We start from the raw sequence: 17,468 nt of genomic DNA, 5'->3' as shown, positions 1-17,468 counted from the left end.
GTCTTCCTGTTGCGACCACCCCTAAATCAGCAAAGGCTATGGCTAACTTAATACCTATGTACGCGGCAGAGGAGAAGTTATCTCTCCTCTGCCATGATCATGAGTGAAAGTGTTATTACATCAATCGTTCCTGCTGGATGAAACTCCCAGCAGGCCCAGCGCGGTCGCCGGGGTGCCGGGTGACTGGAGTATGAAGGCATCCGATGGGCCGACTTCAATCTCACAGATCTCAAGGCCGAGCTGACGACCATCGCCTGGGGCGGTCATGGTAATCGTTTCGGCACAATCGATCGTCAACCGCAGAATGTCATTAGTGTGGTCTAGTTCTTGCTGCGGTATGACCGCATCAAAAACCACGACGAACGTGCTTTCTGACCACCGATGCAGGGGTGCGGTGTAATCATCAACTTTCAATATGAGCTCATCAACCTGGCGTGTAGACAGGATATTTGTGACCCTAAATCGCACCAGAATATCCCGGTCTTTCGTGAATGGAATATCGATGGTTGCCGTCGGCGTCGGGCCAATCCAGCGGCTGAACTTGCCTTCATTCTGCTCACGGCAATGCCACCCTGTGCCGTTCAATGGTTGCGACATGTCCACAACGGTCCAGCCTGCCGGGCGGATCAAAGCCTTGCGGTAGTTATCTTCAGCCGCGCTCGCAAAATCCACACCATAGGTCGCCTCGAAGCGCTCCATTTGCTCGTCGTAAAGTTCGCGGGCAATCGCAACGATTTCCTGGTCGAGATCAACCAGCTGATTGGCCGCTGCTATCGCCTCTTCGCTTAAGCTCGGCTTTTGCTGTTTACTGGCGTGGATATTCATCGGCTGCGGCTGGTCGGGAGGGAGCGACAGCCATAATTGCAGCGCGGATAACGAACGCTTAAAATCTTCCTGAAAGCCGATAAAAGACAGTGAACGTAGCGTTTCCTCAGCACGTTTTCGGATGAAGGCTCGAAAATCCTTACTATTGAGGGAGTCTGTTCGCCGGGCTTCCCGGTATTCTCTGGGTGCACAGGCCAGGTGGCAGGTAATTTGGTTCCAGTTAATGTACAGGGATTGTGGGTGGCTGAAAAATGCTACCTGATCATTGCGGGCTAAATCACGAATAAGCTCGCCATCAGGTATAACGGCAACTTCCTCGTCAGTCCAACGATGCACCATCCACCAGTTAGACACCACCCTGTCTAACGGGTCTCGTAAAAAGCATATGGTCGCGACGTTCGCTACTTTCTCAGGCCAGTACCAACTGCCGAATGGATCGTGAATAAACCGCGCCCGTGCCAGCCGATTCGGATCAAATTCAACATCGCCGGAATTCATCCCACTGTAGTGTTCTTCTAAGTAAATACACTCATCGGACGGAAAAAGGTTTTGTAGATACTTGAGCAGCGATGTGCCTGCACATTTATTAATATGATGAAAAACAATACGAGGCATGTCTGACCTTTACTTACCGTAATAACATACATTAGAAGGAATTGTATTTTAATTATTCATTTAATCATAGTAACAACATGTTACATATTGTGGACTTAATCATTTGTTGCGAGCTGGATCGCTGCTATCGTCTGCTGCCCGGTTGGTTATCGTTATTACAAAACGTGAGTGGCTGGTGCCTGGAGTAAAACTGAGGTACTGACGGATAAAAATGGCGAATCCGGTGCAAGGTCCGGGTTCGCCATTTTGACCACTATCCACCAGTAAAGATGAATCGTGTGGAATATAACCTGACTAACGTGCAGGTACAGCGGGGATCATTTTACCGATAAATCCCCACGACCGCGTCTTCGCCGACGTAACCATAGCCGCGGTACATGCCTTCGCTGTTGAACGGCAGTGCGATATTGCCCTGATGGTCAACGGCGATTAGCCCGCCGCTGCCGCCCAGCGCCAGCACTTTTTCCATGACGACGTTATCGGCGGCTTGCGACAGCGGCAGGTTACCGTATTCCATCAACGCCGAAACGTCGTACGCCGCGACGGTGCGCATGAACACCTCGCCGGTGCCGGTGCAGGAGACGGCGACGGTGCGGTTGTTGGCGTAACAGCCTGCGCCGATGATCGGCGAGTCGCCGACGCGTCCGGCGCGTTTGTTGGTCATGCCGCCGGTGGAGGTCGCCGCCGCCAGATTACCGGCTGCGTCCAGCGCTACTGCGCCAACGGTACCGAACTTGCGATCCGGATCGAGCGGATCGGCGCCTTGCGCCTGACGTTCGCCATCGTGATCCAGCAGGATCTTGCCGTCGCCCGTCTGCGCTTTCAGCAACTGCTGGTAGCGCTCGTCGGTGGAGAAAAAGTCCGGTTCGACCATCTCCAGCCCCTGCTCGCGGGCGAACGTTTCAGCGCCTTCCGCCGTAAACATCACGTGTGGGCTGCGCTCCAGTACCGCGCGGGCCGCCAGAATCGGGTTGCGGATGTGGTTAACACCGGCGATGGCGCCCGCTTCCAGCGAACGGCCGTCCATGATGCTGGCGTCCAGTTCGTGGGTGCCGCGGTGGGTAAACACCGCCCCTTTGCCCGCATTGAACAGCGGGCACTCTTCCAGCAGGCGCACCGCCTCGGTGACCGCATCCAGCGCGCTGCCGTTGGCGGCCAGGATTTCCTGCCCGCGGGCGACGATGCTCTGCAACGCGGCGCGATAGCGCTGTTCTTTCTCGCTGTCCATCGCCGTGCGACTGAGCGCGCCCGCGCCGCCATGAATCACAATGACCGGTTTCATCTTGGATGTGCTTCCTTATGTTCGAGGCGCTTAATTCTGCGTGGTCGCCAGATAGGAAAATGCGCCCAGCAGGCTGACGATCGGCGCGATGGTCGGGGATTGGTAGCCCACGGTGATGGCGTCTTGGCGAACGACGCCCGGAATCAGGCAGAACAGGTCCGCCAGTACCGGTTTGGCGACCATCAGCTCCAGTTTATACGGTGGTTGCAAACGGGTAGTCGTCTCTTTATGCGCCTGTTGCACCGCCTGAGTCGCCGCCAGCCGGATGGCGTTGCGCGCCGCTTCGGGGCTCAGCGATTCCGCCGCGGTCTGGGAAATGGCGCGTTTCACGCAGGCGTAGTGGGCGGCCGGGTAGTAGCGGTTGATCCAGCTTTGCAGCGTGTCGTCACCGCTCACCAGCCATAGCGGGGTGTTCAGCTCGGCGCCGGCGGCGGCGTAGATATCGCTTTCGCCCATCACTTCGCCGTTGATGCGTACCCGGTAAAACGCCCGGCCGTTGATGGTGTGCGCCAGCACGCCGTGTTCTCCGGCGGCGCTGTGGTAGCCGATGAACATCAGGCCATCGAACTGCTGCTGTTGCAAGCCTTCCACCATCGACAGACCGCGCGGTTTGCCCTGTACCAGCCGGGCGCGCGGGTCGATATTTTCAGCGCGCAGGTTGGTCATGGCGGCGTGGCTGTCGGCCACCACCACTTCGCTAGCGCCGCCGGCGAACGCGCCTTCAATTGCGGCGTTCACTTCCTGCTCCATCAGCCCGCGGGCTAACTGGTATTCCGGCGTGCCGGGGCTGCACTGTTCCGGGCGCATCACGCCAGCGATGCCTTCGATATCCGCAGAAATAAATACTTTCATGTCAGCGTCCTTATCGCCTGTTCATCAGGCGGTTATGCGGGAAAATCCTGTGCCAGACGGTCCAGCACCTGCGTCAGGGCCGGGCGATGGTGGCCGCGAAAACCGGTGACGGCCTCGGCCTGCAACAACGCATCCAGCACCGCGTGTTCGGTGGCGTCGGCCGCCGCGTTGAGCAGCGGTTCCAGCTGTGCGTCTTCCGGCGGCTGGGGCGTCGGCTGGGTGGAAAAGGCCACCGCGATATCGCCGGACCCGTGCCCCCAGTAGCTGCCGAGCCGCCCAAGCCCAGCGCCGGCGCGGCGAGCGATACGGGTGAGCTGGCGGGCATCCAGCGCGGCGTCGATGGCCATGATGATGATGATGGAGCCGGCGTCACGTTGGGGCGCCAGTTCCGGCAGCAGCGGCGCAATCGCCTCGCCGACCTGCACGCCGTCCAGCGTCAGGGCGGGAAGGGCGCCGAAATTGGCCAGCACCAGTACGCCGAGGGTGGCGTTCAGTTCCGGAATCAGCCGGGAAGCGGTGCCGATGCCGCCTTTGAGCGCAAAGCAGCTCATGCCGCGCCCGGCGCCGACGCTGCCGCGGGCAAAATCCGCCGTGGCGTTGTCCAGCGCCGCGCGCGCCATCGCATCGGTTACCGCCAGCGCCTGAATATCGTTGAGCCAGCCGTCGTTGCACTCCAGCGCCAGCGGGTTGACGGTCGGCAAACTGCGCCCCAGTTCCGGGTTGCGGCCAATGGCGTCGCGCACCAGCGTGGTAAACAATGTGCCGATCGACAGGGTATTACTGAGCAGGACAGGCGTCTGCAAGCGTCCCAGCTCTTCAATTTGCACCAGCCCCACCGGTTTGGCGAAGCCGTTAAGCACCGCCGCGCCGCAGGGCAACGGTTGTGTAAACAGGTTATCGCCGGGCGGCACGATGGCGGTGACGCCGGTCTGAATCTCGCCGTTGGCCAGCGTATGGTGGCCGACCCGCACGCCGGGCACGTCGCTCAGGCGATTGTGCGGGCCGCAAGGCAGGCGCGGCATGCCGAGCAGGCGTTCGGTGCGCCAGCGTTGCAGCAGCGGCGCCAGCCGCGCCTGTTGATAAGGAGTCATGGTGTCTTCGCTTAACTTTTCAGTTTCGGGTCCAGCGTGTCGCGCAGCGCGTCGCCCAGCAGGTTGAACGCCAGCACGGTGCAGAAGATAGCCAGACCGGGGAACACGCTGACGTGCCATTGCCCTGCCATCATCATGCTGCGGCTCATCGCCAGAATGTTGCCCCATTCCGGCACGTCCGGCTCCGGTCCCAGACCGATGAAACTCAGGCCGGCGGCGGTCAGGATACTGGTGCCGATACGCATGGTGAAATACACAATCACGTTCGACAGGGTGCCCGGCAGAATATGACGCAGCAGAATCACCCGGTCCGGCGCGCCGGCGCAGCGCACCGCTTCGACGTAGGCGGCCTGTTTGAGCGACAGCGTGGAGGCGCGCACGATGCGGGCGAACACCGGCACGCTGAATACCGCCACCGCGATAATCACGTTATTGAGGCCGGGGCCGAGGATCGCCACCACCGCGATCGCCAGCAGCATGCCGGGAAACGCGAACAATACGTCGCAGCCGCGCATGATCAGCATGTCGATGCTGCGGCCATAATAGCCTGCCAGCAAACCGAGGGCGATGCCCGCCAGCATACCGAGCGAGACTGAGACGATGCCGATGTAGAGCGAAATGCGTGCGCCGTAAATAATGCGGCTCATCACGTCGCGGCCCAGATCGTCGGTGCCCATCCAGTGGTCGGCGGAAGGCGCTGCGCCGAGCGCCATCCAGTCAGGCTCCATCGGGCTCCAGGGGGCCAGCCAGGGAGCGAACACTGCTATCAGCACCAGCAGCAGCACGAAACCGCCGGAGGCCAGCGCCATCGGGTTGCGGATGAACGCATGCAGAAAATCGCGCCACGGTGAACGAATTGCGCTGTCGTTCAGGGCGGATGGGGTCGCCGCGGTCGGCTCTTGAGAAGTGTTCATCGCAGCTCCTAACGCAGACGAATGGCCGGGTTCACCACCGCGTACAGCAGGTCGACCAGCAGGTTAATCAGGATAAATTCAAACACGAACAGCATCACCAGCGCCTGAATCACCGGTTGATCCTGCGTTTTAATGGATTCGATCAACAACCAGCCAAGCCCCGGCCAGTTGAACACGCTTTCCACCACAATCGAGCCGCCCAGCAGAAAACCGAACTGCAACCCGAGCATGGTGATCACCGGAATCAGCGCGTTGCGCATCACGTGTTTCCAGACGATTAGCCGCTGGCGCAGCCCTTTGGCGCGGGCGGTGCGCACATAATCTTCCTGCATCACTTCCAGAAAGGCGGAGCGGGTAAAGCGCGCCATCACGGCGGCCACCGAGGCGCCCAGCGTCAGCGCGGGCAGAATAATGTCGGCCGGTTTGTTGTAACCGCTGACCGAAAAAATGCCGAACGGCATGGCGACGAACTGGATCAGCAGCAGGCCGAGCCAGAACGGCGGCATCGAGATGCCGCCAACCGCCAGACTCATCAGCGACCAGTCCTGCCATTTACCGCGTTTGAGCGCGGCAAACACGCCGATCAGCAGGCCGAGCAGCACCGACCAGGCGAAGCCGGCCAGCGCCAGCCACAACGTCGGCATAAAACTTTTCTGGATGACGGTCAGCACCGGCTGCTGGGTGCGGTAGGTGATGCCGAGATCACCGTGCACCAACCCGTCCAGCCAGTTGAGGTATTGCTGCGGCAGCGGATCGTTCAACCCCAGACGCTCACGGGCGGCTTCCACCGCCTCGATGGGGGCGTCGGGGCCGGCGTAGATCCGCGCCGGGTCACCCGGTAACAGCTTGATAAAACCGAACACCAACAGGGAGATCACCAGCAAAACCGGGATCATTTCCAGCAAACGTCGGACGATATAAGCAAACATGGCGATCCCCTGTGTGATTACTTGAACTCAGCCTGATCGAAGATCAGCGAACCGTCAGCCAGCATGTAAACGCCGGACAGATTTTTCACTTTGCCCACCAGGTTGTCCGGTACGCCCAGGAATACCACCGGCGCGTCTTTCCAGATCAGCTTCTGGGCATCGGCGTAAGCGGCGGCGCGTTTGTCGTTATCCGGGGTCGCCAGACCGGCCATGATGGCTTTGTCCACATCCGGGTTGCTGTAGTAAGAGACGTTGTAGGCTTTCGGCACCCAGGACTCGGTGGCGAACAGCGGACGCAGCGCCCAGTCGGCGTCGCCGGTGGACGGCGACCAGCCGCCGTAGTACAGGTCAAACTCGGCCTGTTTCGGGTCTTTCACGCCCCACAGTTTTTCGTTGCGCGCGCCGGAATCCATCGGGGTTACGGTCGCCTTGATGCCGACCTGCTCCAGTTGCTGTTTGAAGAACTGCGCACTGCGCACCGCGGCGGTGGTGTTGGTGGTCCACAGTTTCAGCTCCAGCCCGTTCTCATAACCGGCTTCTTTCAACAGTTCTTTGGCCTTGGCCGGGCTGTAGGTGTAGTTCGGTTCGCTCTGGCTGGCGAAGAACTGCACGCGCGGCGCCATAGCGGACGCGGCAGGCAGGCCCATGCCGGCAAAACCGACTTTCAGCCAGATGGTGCGGTTGATGGCGTAGTTCAGCGCCTGGCGCACACGCACGTCGTTCAGCGGCGCGTGCTGGGTGTTGATCGCCATGTAGTACAGATAGATGCTGGGGTCGCGCTGGATCGCCAGCTTGGCGTCTTCTTCAATGGTTTTTACCAGATCGGACGGCAGCGGGTAGATAGCGTCGGACTGGCCGGATTTCAGCGCCGCGACGCGGGTGGCGTCTTCCGGCGACGGGTAGAAGGTCACGCTGTCGACTTTCGGCCAGCCTTTCTGCCAGTAGTTGTCGTATTTCACCAGCTTGACGTCTTTACCCTGCTGCCATTCGGAAAACTTGAACGGGCCGGTGCCGACCGGGTGCACGCGCAGCTGGGTTTCGTCCGGGTACTGTTTCAGCGCCGCCGGGCTGTGCATCACCGCCGACGGGTGCGCCAGCGTGTTGATGAAGGCGCCGAAGGATTTGTTCAGTTCGATCTTCACCTGCGTCGGCGACAGTACCGTCACGCTTTTGATCATGTTGAACAGGCTGTTGCGTTTAAGCCCTTTGGTCTGGTCGGCCAGACGGTCAAGGTTGGCTTTCACCGCATCGGCGTTGAACGGCGTGCCGTCCTGGAAGGTGACGCCTTCGCGCAGGGTGATGGTGAATTCGGTGGCGTCGGCGTTACCGGTGTAGCCGGTAGCCAGCCGCGGCACCAGTTTCATCTGGTTGTCGAACTGGAACAGGCGCTCGAAGATCCCGCTCTGGATGGAGTAGCTCAGGGTGTCCGAGGTGTCGTGCGGGTCCAGCCCGGTGATATCGGCATACATGGAAATACGCAGATCCTGCGCCTGAGCCGCAGCGGCCAGACACAATGACAGCCCAAGAGCGACGGCGGAACGACGTGAAGTTACTGTGGATAGTAACGATTTCATGGTGTCTCCTGTAAATGGTATGTGTTGCTGGTTGTGTTGCTGCTTTCGATTATTGTTTGTTTTTATTACTGTTTAATTTTCCAGCTATCAGTACATTGCTGATGCGGTGATAACCCACAGACAGTGGGGTGTCCCTGGTGTTGGACGATACTATTGTTCACTACTGACTGCTGTTCACTACTGACTACTGTTCACTACTGACTACGGTTTACTGCTACTGGCAGACGGCTCAAGTCCGGCTTCGCTCACCCAGTGGTGCGGGGCGACTTCGCGGTAACGGGCTTTTTCCACCACCTCGTTCGCCTTGCGCAGCGGCGAGGGGATTTCGCTGTCGTCCAGCTCGCGCGCATAGCGGCGGCTGGGGTCGGCAATCGGCACCGAGGCCAGCAGGCGTTGGGTATACGGATGCTGCGGATTGTTGAACACCGACTGACGCGGGCCGATTTCCACGATCTGACCGAGGTACATCACCGCCACGCGGTTGGCGATGCGTTCCACCACCGCCATGTCGTGGGAGATGAAAATCCACGACACGCCGGTTTTCTGCTGTAAATCCATCATCAGGTTGACCACCTGCGCCTGAATCGACACGTCCAGCGCCGACACCGCTTCGTCGGCGATGATCACCTGCGGTTGCAGCGCCATGGCGCGGGCGATGGCGATACGCTGGCGCTGGCCGCCGGAAAATTCGTGCGGATAGCGTTGAGCGTGCTCCGGTTGCAGGCCGACGCTTTTCAGCAGCGCCTGCACCTGCGGCGTGGCGTCTTCCAGCGATTTCACCAACCCGTGCAGCAGCAGTGGCTCGGCGATGGTGAAACCGACGGTCAGGCGCGGGTTGAGCGAGGCGTACGGGTCCTGAAACACCATCTGCATTTTGCGGCGCAGCGGCTGGAAGTCGCGGTCGCGCAGACCGGCGATTTCCTGCCCGTCGAACAGCAGGCTGTCGGTCTGGCTTTCCACCAGCCGCAGCAGAGCCCGCCCGGTGGTGGATTTGCCGCAGCCGGATTCGCCGACAATCGCCAGCGTTTCGCCCGGCCACACGGCGAAATCGATCTGCTCCACCGCATGGACCCGGTGGGTGACGGAGGAGAGAATGCCGCTGCGAATCGGGTAATAGACTTTCAGGCCGCGGATGTCGAGCAGCGGCGGCGCGTCATAGCGCGCGGTGGTATGGTCCTGTTCGGGCGCGGCGTTTTGCTGCCCCAGCAGCGGGAAGCGCTTAGGCCAGGCGCTGTCGCGCATATCGCCCAATCGCGGCACCGCCGCCAGCAGCGCTTTGGTATAGTCGTGCTGCGGGCGGTTGAAAATGGCGTCCACCGTCCCGTGTTCCACCACCTCGCCACGGTACATCACCACCACGCGGTCGGCGATTTCCGCCACCACGCCCATGTCGTGGGTGATGAACAGCACCGACATGTTGCTCTGGCGCTGCAGGTCGCGCAGGATTTGCAGGATGCGCGCCTGTACCGTCACATCCAGCGCGGTGGTGGGTTCGTCGGCGATCAGCAACTGTGGGTCGCACGCCAGCGCCTGAGCGATCATCACCCGCTGGCGCATGCCGCCGGACAGCGAGTGCGGGTAGCTGTTCATCACCCGGTCGATGTCGGCGATGCGCACCTTACGCAGCAGCTCGCGCGCCTTGCGGTCGGCGCTGGCGGCGTCGCACATCTGGTGGTCCAGCAACGCTTCGGTGAGCTGGTCGCCTACTTTCAGCACCGGGTTGAGCGAGGTCATCGGCTCCTGAAAGATCATCGCCATATCGCGGCCGCGCAGCCGACGGCGGGCGTCGTCCTTCATGGTCAGCAAGTCGTGGCGGCGGCCGGCGTTATCGGTAAAGCGGATGCCGCCGCGTTCAATGCGGGCGGACGCGGCCAGCAGCCCCATCACCGTCAGGGAGGTGACCGACTTGCCGGAACCGCTCTCGCCGACCACGGCTACCACTTCCCCTTTGTTGAGGCTGAAAGAGACGCCCTTGAGCGCCAGATGGGTGCCGGAGCGGCCGCTGAAGCTAACGCTCAGGTCATCGATCTCCAGCACCGGTTGCGGCGCCGGGTCGGACGCGATCGCAGCAGGGATTGCGGTTGAGGTGGTATCCGTCATCGTCACTCCGGTAGGTTCTGTCACAGCCAGATGCGGCCGAGGTTATAGGTCAGGTACGGCGAGCTGTCCGCCGCCAGCCAGATCGGGCCGTCCAGATCCACGTGTTCGGCGGCCAGCGCCGCCGGCATGGCGGCCTCCATCGCCAGCGAGGAGCCGAGCATGCAGCCCACCATGATGCGCATGTCGTACTGGCGCGCTTCGGCCACCATCGCCAGCGCTTCGGTCAGCCCGCCGCACTTGTCCAGTTTGATATTGATCATCTCGTAACGGTCGCGCAGGGCGGCAATGTCGCCACGGTAATGACAGCTTTCGTCGGCGCACACCGGAATGGCGTGTTCAAACGTCGCCAGCGCGCTGTCCTGCCCGGCGGGCAACGGTTGTTCCACCATCGCGATGCGATGCGCGGCCAACTGGCGCAGCAGCGGCTCCAGTTCCAGCCCGCTCCAGGCTTCGTTGGCGTCGACAATCAGCGTCACGTTGGGCGCGGACTGGCGAATCGCCGCTACCTTTTCCAGAATCTGTTCCCGGTCGAGCTTGATTTTCAGCAGCAGTGCGCCGCGGGAAACCGCGTCTTTGGCGGCATTGGCCATGTTTTCCACGCTGTCGAGACTCAGGGTTTCGGCGGTGATGATCGACTGCGGCGGCGCGATGGCGAGGTGCTGCCACAGCGTCTGTCTGGCAAGCGCGGCGTTCAGCCGCCACAGGGCGCAGTCCAGCGCGTTGCGGGCCGATCCCGGCGGCAACAGCTGCTGCAACGCATCCAGACCGACGCCGTTCTCTACCACCCGACGCACGGTTTCCAACTGGCGGGTCACGCTGTCGGCGGTTTCCTGATAGTGGGCGGTGGGGGTGCATTCTCCCCGGCCGATAAAGCCGCGCTCTTCCAGCGTCACCCGTACCACGGTGACGGCGGTACGGGTACCGCGGGAAATGGCGAAAGGACGGGCCAGCGGCAGTTCCACGGTTTCGATTTGCATTTGTCGCATGGGTTTACCCCCGGGTTTTCAGCAGCGTTGCAATGTCATCGATACCGAAGCGGATCGGGTCGGTGGCGGGCACGCCAAAACGTTCGCTCAGTTCGCGGCAGTAATCGCGCGCTGCCTGTTCACCATAGTTGGAGGTATTGATGGCGAAACCGGCCAACTGTACATCCGGGTTGGTGACGCGGGCGGCGCGCAGGTTGGCGTCCACGCAGTCGCCCAGTTCCACCATCGGCTGATGGGGCAGGTGACGCATGTGCGGACGACCCATTTCGTGGCACATCACCAGCCAGTGCGGCTGTGCGCCGTGGATAAGACCGGTGGTCACCCCGGCGTAGGACGGATGAAACAGCGAACCCTGACCTTCGACGATATCCCAATGGTCATCGTCGTTGGCGGGTGACAGCGCTTCCGCCGCGCCGGCGATGAAGTCGGCGATCACCGCGTCAATGGCGATGCCATCGCCGGCGACCAGCACCCCGGTCTGTCCGGTGGCGCGGAAATCGGCTTTCAGACCCTGTGCGCGCATGGCGGATTCCAGCGCCAGCGAGGTGTACATTTTGCCGACCGAGCAGTCGGTGCCGACGGTCAGCACGCGTTTGCCGCTGCGTTTCTTACCGCTGCCGACGGTCAGCTCCGGGCGCATATGACGAATATCGAACAACTGTACCTGATGTTGCTCCGCCAGTGCCTGTAAGCCGGGGACGTCGATCAGGCGCTGATGCAGGCCGTTGGCGACGTTCATACCGGCTTCGATGGCGGCACGCACGGTATCCAGCCAGTGCGGCGGCAGTAAACCGCCGGCGTTGGCGGTGCCCAGCACCAGCGTTTTGGCGCCGCGCGCCACGGCGGACGGAATATCCAGATCATCGAGCCCCAGCGACACCGTGCTGCCCGGCAGGCGCAGCTGTCCTACGCACTGTTCGGGGCGCCAGGTGTGAATGCCGCGCGCCGTTTTTACCGCCAGCGGGTCGGTCACGTCGCCAAGAAAAAGCAGGTAAGGTTGTGGGATCAGCATGATGTCTTATCCGTAGTTGCGTAGTGATGACATAAAAGAAGATGTTTAAGACTATTCCACGATGCTTTTTTTCTGACGAATGCTTGTTTATAGGTAGGGTATAACCTGATGTTATAGGGTGAGGTTGGTTTAATTTATTGTTATTTAAGAATTACTGTTTCCAAATGCCCGCAGGGTATAGCGGCGGGTTATGTCGGGGCAGGCAGATCAAAATCTTCTGTATTGACGAAAAATACGCGCGGCGATCGTGTTTAACCGTTGATGAAACCCACCAGCAAGCTTAATGCGGTCACCATGACCGTCAGCATCAGCAGCCGCATCATCCACATCGATTGCCGGGTACAGGGATAGCCGCTGCGCAGCAGGGCGCGCAACCGCAGGCGCGACCAGATATAGGTGACTAGCGTCATCAGCAGCAGAAACAGCCCGATGACCAGCATCAGTGGCTGGCTTTTCATCGAGCCGGCTTTCAACAGCAGTACGCTGTTGACCAGCAGCACAAATGCGGTCCGCGACCAGGCAAGCCGAGTGCGTTCCGGCTGTAGGCCCGGATCGCGCGGCGGGGTATCGTCAGGGGGTATCATAGCGGCCTACAACAACAGGATAACCAACGCCAGCGCAACGGAAATGGCGCTCACGCAACTGGCGATGATAATCAGCAGGCGGGTATAAGGCAGCGCTTGCCCGGTGCGCATCGCCCGCTCGTTATCGGCCCAGCGTCGGTAAGCCATCCATGCCAGCAGCGCCGCCGCCAGCGACAGAAACACCGCAATGCCGCCCCGAACGGCGGGCGGCGCCAGCGTGGGCGCAAACTGGTCAATGGCGACGGCGCCCGCCAGAAACGCCAGCGCAGTGCGGATCCAGGCCAGAAACGTGCGCTCGTTGGCCAGCGAAAAGCGGTAATCCGGCGTCGAACCCTGCTGCTGCCACGGGGTTTTCTTGTCGGGTGACGTCGGTGGCGTCGGTGAAGAGGCTGGGTCACTCATGAGCATCAAAGGCCTGCGGGTAGACAATACCCGCATTCTACATGGCCGGGCGGCGGCTCTCCAGCCAGTGAATCGGGCGGCAACGGAAAAAAATTGATGAAATTTTAATCCCGACTGGCGGTAGGCAGGGCAGGGGGAAGACCGTATAATGCGCGCCAGTTTAATGAACCTGCCCGGAGATGAGCCATGCGCCCAACAGGCCGAAGTGCCCAGCAAATTCGCCCTCTCACATTAACCCGTCACTACACCAAACATGCCGAAGGATCGGTGCTGGTGGAGTTCGGCGATACCAAAGTGTTGTGCAACGCCACGGTAGAAGACGGGGTGCCGCGTTTCCTGAAAGGTCAGGGACAAGGCTGGATTACCGCCGAATACGGTATGTTGCCGCGCTCTACCCACAGCCGTAACGCCCGCGAAGCGGCGAAAGGCAAGCAGGGCGGCCGTACGCTGGAAATTCAGCGTCTGATCGCTCGTTCGCTGCGCGCCGCGGTCGATCTGAACAAACTGGGTGAATACACTATTACGTTGGATTGCGATGTGTTGCAGGCCGACGGCGGCACCCGTACCGCGTCCATCACCGGCGCCTGTGTGGCGTTGGCCGACGCGCTCAACGGCATGGTTGCCAGCGGCAAGCTGAAAACCAGCCCGCTGAAAGGCATGGTGGCGGCAGTATCAGTCGGGATTGTCAACGGCGAAGCGGTGTGCGACCTGGAATACGTGGAAGACTCCGCGGCGGAAACCGACATGAACGTGGTGATGACCGAAGACGGTCGGATGATCGAGGTGCAGGGCACCGCAGAGGGCGAACCGTTCAGTCATGACGAGTTGCTGTCGTTGCTGGCGCTGGCGCGCCAGGGCATCGAAGACATTGTCCGAGCGCAGAAGGCCGCACTGGCCGATTAAATTTTTTAAAGCGACCCCAGTGGTCGCTTTTTTATGCCATCGTTTTTTATGCTATGTCGTCAGAACGGCGGGACGTCCCGCCATCCGCCATCGTTACAGGAGAGGGAGTCATGAAAGCCTATCAGCGCCAGTTTATCGAATTCGCACTCAGCAAGCAGGTACTGAAGTTCGGCGAATTTACCCTGAAATCCGGGCGCATTAGCCCCTATTTCTTCAATGCCGGGCTGTTCAACACCGGGCGCGATCTAGCGTTGCTGGGGCGCTTTTATGCTGAAGCGCTGGTGGATGCCGGCGTTGAATTCGACGTATTGTTCGGGCCGGCCTACAAGGGCATTCCGATCGCCACCACCACCGCGGTGGCGCTGGCGGAGCACCACGACCGCGACGTGCCGTACTGCTTCAATCGTAAGGAAGCCAAGGATCACGGCGAGGGCGGCAATCTGGTCGGCAGTCCGCTCAAGGGGCGTATCATGCTGGTGGACGATGTGATTACCGCCGGCACCGCCATTCGCGAGTCGATGGAGATCATCGCCGCACAGGGCGCCTCGCTGGCGGGCGTGCTGATCGCGCTGGACAGGCAGGAGCGTGGCCGTGGCGAGCTGTCTGCCATTCAGGAAGTAGAACGCGATTTCCAGTGCAAGGTCACCTCAATTATCACCCTGCAGGAGCTGATTACCTATCTGGCGGAAAAACCGGAGATGGCTGCGCACCTGGAGGCGGTGAAAGCCTATCGCGCACAGTTCGGCGTGTAAAACAGTTCGGTGTGTAAAATAGCGGGCGTGAAGTAAGCGGCGTGGCGATGTGCCACGCGGTGCGTTTACTGAAGCTGGGCGGCCAGCAGCGGCCAGCGGGTATCGAAATCCTGCGTGGGCAGAGTGCGAAACTCGGAGCGGGTAAAGCGGGACAGCATGCCTTCGCAGAACGCCAGCAACTGGCTTGCCAGCAATGTTTCATCATGACGAAACGCTTCGCCGCTACGCAACTTATGTTCGCGCAGCACCTGACGTAGCTGAGATTCAATGCGGTCAAACAGCTGGTTGATGCGGCCCTGCAAGCGGTCCTGCTCGAACATCAGCGCGTGGCCGGTGAGAATGCGCGTCAGGCCGGGGTTTTTCTCCGCAAAGCCGAGAATCAGCAACAAAATCAGCCGTAGCCGGTTAAAGGTGTCTTTTTCATCCTGCAGAATCAGGTTGATGCGGGTGGTCAGGCTGTCTTCAATAAATTCGATCAGGCTGTCAAACATCCGCGTTTTGCTGGGAAAGTGCCGGTAAAGCGCGGCTTCCGAAACGCCGACGGTGGCGGCCAGCTTGGCGGTGGTAATGCGTTGACTACCGTCGCTGGATTCCAGCATTTGCGCCAGCGCCTGCAGAATTTCTTCGCGACGGTTCCTTTTCGTATTTTCTTTCTCTGCCATGTCAGAAAAGACCCTTGATAAAAATGTGACGGACAAACACCAGATAGCGCCACAGTCGCATTAACGCTGTGGCTTTATAGTTTTCCTGGGAGGCAGGGATGTGGCGTATCAGTGACGGCCGGAATGGCCGAAACCACCTTCTCCCCGTTCGCTGCCGACGAAATCGTTAACCAGATTGAATTCGGCCTGCACCACCGGCACGAATACCATCTGGGCAATGCGTTCACCGGGTTCGATGATAAAAGACTGGCTGCCGCGGTTCCAGACCGACACCATCAGCTGACCCTGGTAGTCGGAATCGATCAAACCCACCAGATTGCCCAGCACCACACCATGTTTGTGACCAAGACCCGAGCGCGGCAGGATCACCGCAGCCAGCGACGGGTCGGCGATGTGGATAGCCAGACCGGTCGGCACCAGCGTGGTTGCGCCAGCCGCCAGTTCCACCGCGGTGTCCAGACAGGCGCGCAGGTCCAGCCCGGCGGAACCCGGCGTTGCATAGGTCGGCAACGGGAACTGTTGCCCGATACGCGCATCAAGAATTTTTACGTCGATTTTTTTCATCATAACGGCTGACAATCTCGTCGATTAACTGTTGACCCAGCAGGTGCTTGCTGCCGTGCGGCAGGCGCTTATCCCCGCCCGGCCAGAAAAGATGCAATGCATTGTTTTCCGAATCAAACCCTTGATCGGAAAGGGATACATCATTCGCGCAAATCAGGTCCAGCTGTTTGCGGGCCAGTTTCTGGCGCGCGTATTCTTCCACATTACTGGTTTCGGCGGCAAACCCGACAACATAAGGCCGGTTTTCGCTCATGGCGGCCACATCGGCGATGATATCCGGATTCTTGACCAGAGTGACACTGATTTCATCGCCCTGCTTTTTGATCTTTTCGTCGGCGATCACCTGCGCCCGGTAGTCCGCCACGGCGGCGCAGCCCACCACGATATGCTGTTGCGGCGCTTCACGCATCACCGCCTGGTGCATTTCCTGCGCGCTAATGACATCAATGCGGGTGACATTATCCGGCGTCGGCAAATTAACCGGGCCGGTCACCAGCGTCACGCGAGCTCCGCGTGCGGCGGCGGCGGCGGCGATGGCAAATCCCATTTTCCCGGAACTGTGGTTACTGATGAAACGTACCGGGTCCAGCGCTTCACGTGTCGGCCCTGCCGTGACCATAACACTGAGGTGTTGCAGATCGTTGACACGGGAGAAGTGCGCGTCAGCGTTCGCCACAATCTCCAGCGGATCAATCATTCGGCCGGGGCCGACATCGCCGCAGGCCTGACTGCCGCTGTCCGGGCCCCAGATCAACGCACCGCGGGCGGCCAGTACGCCCAGATTGTGCTGTGTGGCGGCGGCGCGGTACATCTGCTGGTTCATGGCCGGCGCGATGGCGACAGGCGCCGCCGTCGCCAGACAGACGGTAGTCAGCAGATCGTTGGCCATGCCGGCCGCCAGCCGGGCTATCAGGTCTGCCGAAGCGGGGGCCAGAATCACCAGGTCCGCCCATTTCCCCAGCTCAATATGGCCCATGGCGGCCTCGGCGGCGGGATCCAGCAGATCGGTCGAAACCGGATAACCGGACACCGCCTGCAGCGTCAACGGCGTGATAAATGCGCTGGCGGCGGGCGTCATCACCACGCGAACCTCGGCGCCCCTGTCGCGCAGGCGTCGAACCAGTTCCGGGCATTTGTAGGCGGCGATGCCGCCGCTAATGCCCAGAACAATATGTTTCCCTGCGATACGTTTCCCCGCGAGATGTTTTCCCGCAGGCGATGTGTCGGAAAGCCCGCGCAGACTGGAAGAATCTGTCATCGTTATATCCGTTTGTCAGCCGAAAAGAGGCTGCATTTTATCATAAGCTGCCACAGGTCGAGGAATCTTAGGTATCGCATTTCCTGATACAGGAAAAATTGCGGAACGCCTCGCAGCCCGAGAACCGGCCCGTCGTCCCTCCGACAGACGCATGAGATGATAA

At 60.5% G+C, this 17,468-nt stretch carries 17 protein-coding genes; 2 read left to right on the top strand and 15 right to left on the bottom strand.

Features of this window, described 5'->3' with window-relative positions; genetic code table 11:
• Positions 1-120: 120 nt before the first annotated feature.
• The 12 genes from DDA898_RS20670 to DDA898_RS20615 all read right to left on the bottom strand — a co-directional run bounded on the left by DDA898_RS20670 (position 121) and on the right by DDA898_RS20615 (position 13,172).
• Positions 121-1,440: a sulfotransferase family 2 domain-containing protein gene (locus DDA898_RS20670; protein WP_071604580.1), complete on the bottom strand. Its 1,320-nt coding sequence runs from the start codon at positions 1,438-1,440 to the stop codon at positions 121-123.
• 322 nt (positions 1,441-1,762) lie between these two features.
• Positions 1,763-2,722 carry an isoaspartyl peptidase/L-asparaginase family protein gene (locus DDA898_RS20665; protein ID WP_013319952.1) on the bottom strand — a complete coding sequence of 320 codons (960 nt, stop codon included), beginning with the start codon at positions 2,720-2,722 and terminating at the stop codon, positions 1,763-1,765.
• A 30-nt stretch (positions 2,723-2,752) separates the two neighbouring features.
• Positions 2,753-3,574: a M55 family metallopeptidase gene (locus DDA898_RS20660; protein ID WP_038912230.1), complete on the bottom strand. Its 822-nt coding sequence runs from the start codon at positions 3,572-3,574 to the stop codon at positions 2,753-2,755.
• Positions 3,575-3,606: 32 nt separating this feature from the next.
• Positions 3,607-4,665, bottom strand: a complete 1,059-nt coding sequence (locus tag DDA898_RS20655; protein WP_038912229.1) for a DmpA family aminopeptidase — start codon at positions 4,663-4,665, stop codon at positions 3,607-3,609.
• An 11-nt stretch (positions 4,666-4,676) separates the two neighbouring features.
• A complete protein-coding gene (locus DDA898_RS20650) occupies positions 4,677-5,579 on the bottom strand; it encodes an ABC transporter permease subunit (protein ID WP_013319949.1) in 903 nt (300 codons plus the stop codon).
• An 8-nt stretch (positions 5,580-5,587) separates the two neighbouring features.
• Positions 5,588-6,508 carry an ABC transporter permease gene (locus DDA898_RS20645; protein WP_013319948.1) on the bottom strand — a complete coding sequence of 307 codons (921 nt, stop codon included), beginning with the start codon at positions 6,506-6,508 and terminating at the stop codon, positions 5,588-5,590.
• Between the two features lie 17 nt (positions 6,509-6,525).
• Positions 6,526-8,082 (bottom strand): glutathione ABC transporter substrate-binding protein, encoded by a 1,557-nt coding sequence (locus DDA898_RS20640; RefSeq protein WP_038912228.1) that lies wholly within the window; start codon positions 8,080-8,082, stop codon positions 6,526-6,528.
• Between the two features lie 201 nt (positions 8,083-8,283).
• The gene (locus tag DDA898_RS20635) at positions 8,284-10,182 is read right to left on the bottom strand and encodes an ABC transporter ATP-binding protein (RefSeq protein WP_038912227.1); all 1,899 of its coding nucleotides are present in this window, start codon (positions 10,180-10,182) and stop codon (positions 8,284-8,286) included.
• Positions 10,183-10,202: 20 nt separating this feature from the next.
• Entirely contained in the window at positions 10,203-11,168 is a 966-nt protein-coding gene (gene dgcA / locus DDA898_RS20630; RefSeq protein WP_013319945.1) for an N-acetyl-D-Glu racemase DgcA, read from the bottom strand.
• Between the two features lie 4 nt (positions 11,169-11,172).
• Positions 11,173-12,180, bottom strand: coding sequence for an N-acetyltransferase DgcN (gene dgcN, locus DDA898_RS20625; protein ID WP_038912226.1), 1,008 nt, complete (start codon positions 12,178-12,180; stop codon positions 11,173-11,175).
• Positions 12,181-12,431: 251 nt separating this feature from the next.
• The gene (locus DDA898_RS20620; RefSeq protein ID WP_038912224.1) at positions 12,432-12,764 is read right to left on the bottom strand and encodes a DUF202 domain-containing protein; all 333 of its coding nucleotides are present in this window, start codon (positions 12,762-12,764) and stop codon (positions 12,432-12,434) included.
• A gap of 6 nt (positions 12,765-12,770) precedes the next feature.
• Entirely contained in the window at positions 12,771-13,172 is a 402-nt protein-coding gene (locus tag DDA898_RS20615; protein ID WP_042318664.1) for a YidH family protein, read from the bottom strand.
• A gap of 180 nt (positions 13,173-13,352) precedes the next feature.
• Here DDA898_RS20615 and rph point away from each other — a divergent pair, with 180 nt between their 5' ends.
• Together rph and pyrE are read left to right on the top strand one after the other, a co-directional pair.
• The gene (gene rph, locus DDA898_RS20610; RefSeq protein ID WP_013319941.1) at positions 13,353-14,069 is read left to right on the top strand and encodes a ribonuclease PH; all 717 of its coding nucleotides are present in this window, start codon (positions 13,353-13,355) and stop codon (positions 14,067-14,069) included.
• A gap of 110 nt (positions 14,070-14,179) precedes the next feature.
• Positions 14,180-14,821: an orotate phosphoribosyltransferase gene (gene pyrE, locus DDA898_RS20605; RefSeq protein ID WP_013319940.1), complete on the top strand. Its 642-nt coding sequence runs from the start codon at positions 14,180-14,182 to the stop codon at positions 14,819-14,821.
• Between the two features lie 65 nt (positions 14,822-14,886).
• Here pyrE and slmA read toward each other — a convergent pair whose 3' ends face one another.
• The 3 genes from slmA to coaBC all read right to left on the bottom strand — a co-directional run bounded on the left by slmA (position 14,887) and on the right by coaBC (position 17,305).
• Positions 14,887-15,483: a nucleoid occlusion factor SlmA gene (gene slmA, locus DDA898_RS20600; protein WP_013319939.1), complete on the bottom strand. Its 597-nt coding sequence runs from the start codon at positions 15,481-15,483 to the stop codon at positions 14,887-14,889.
• A gap of 108 nt (positions 15,484-15,591) precedes the next feature.
• On the bottom strand, positions 15,592-16,050 hold the full coding sequence (dut, locus tag DDA898_RS20595; RefSeq protein WP_033112137.1) for a dUTP diphosphatase: 459 nt from the start codon (positions 16,048-16,050) through the stop codon (positions 15,592-15,594).
• Positions 16,019-17,305, bottom strand: a complete 1,287-nt coding sequence (gene coaBC, locus DDA898_RS20590) for a bifunctional phosphopantothenoylcysteine decarboxylase/phosphopantothenate--cysteine ligase CoaBC (protein WP_050570296.1) — start codon at positions 17,303-17,305, stop codon at positions 16,019-16,021. The genes dut and coaBC overlap by 32 nt, the downstream gene beginning before the upstream one ends.
• Positions 17,306-17,468: the final 163 nt, after the last annotated feature.

Source organism: Dickeya dadantii NCPPB 898 (assembly GCF_000406145.1).
Classification (GTDB): Bacteria; Pseudomonadota; Gammaproteobacteria; order Enterobacterales; family Enterobacteriaceae; genus Dickeya; species Dickeya dadantii.
Note: the sequence above shows the minus strand (reverse complement) of the source record. Positions and strands in the feature narration are given on the sequence as shown.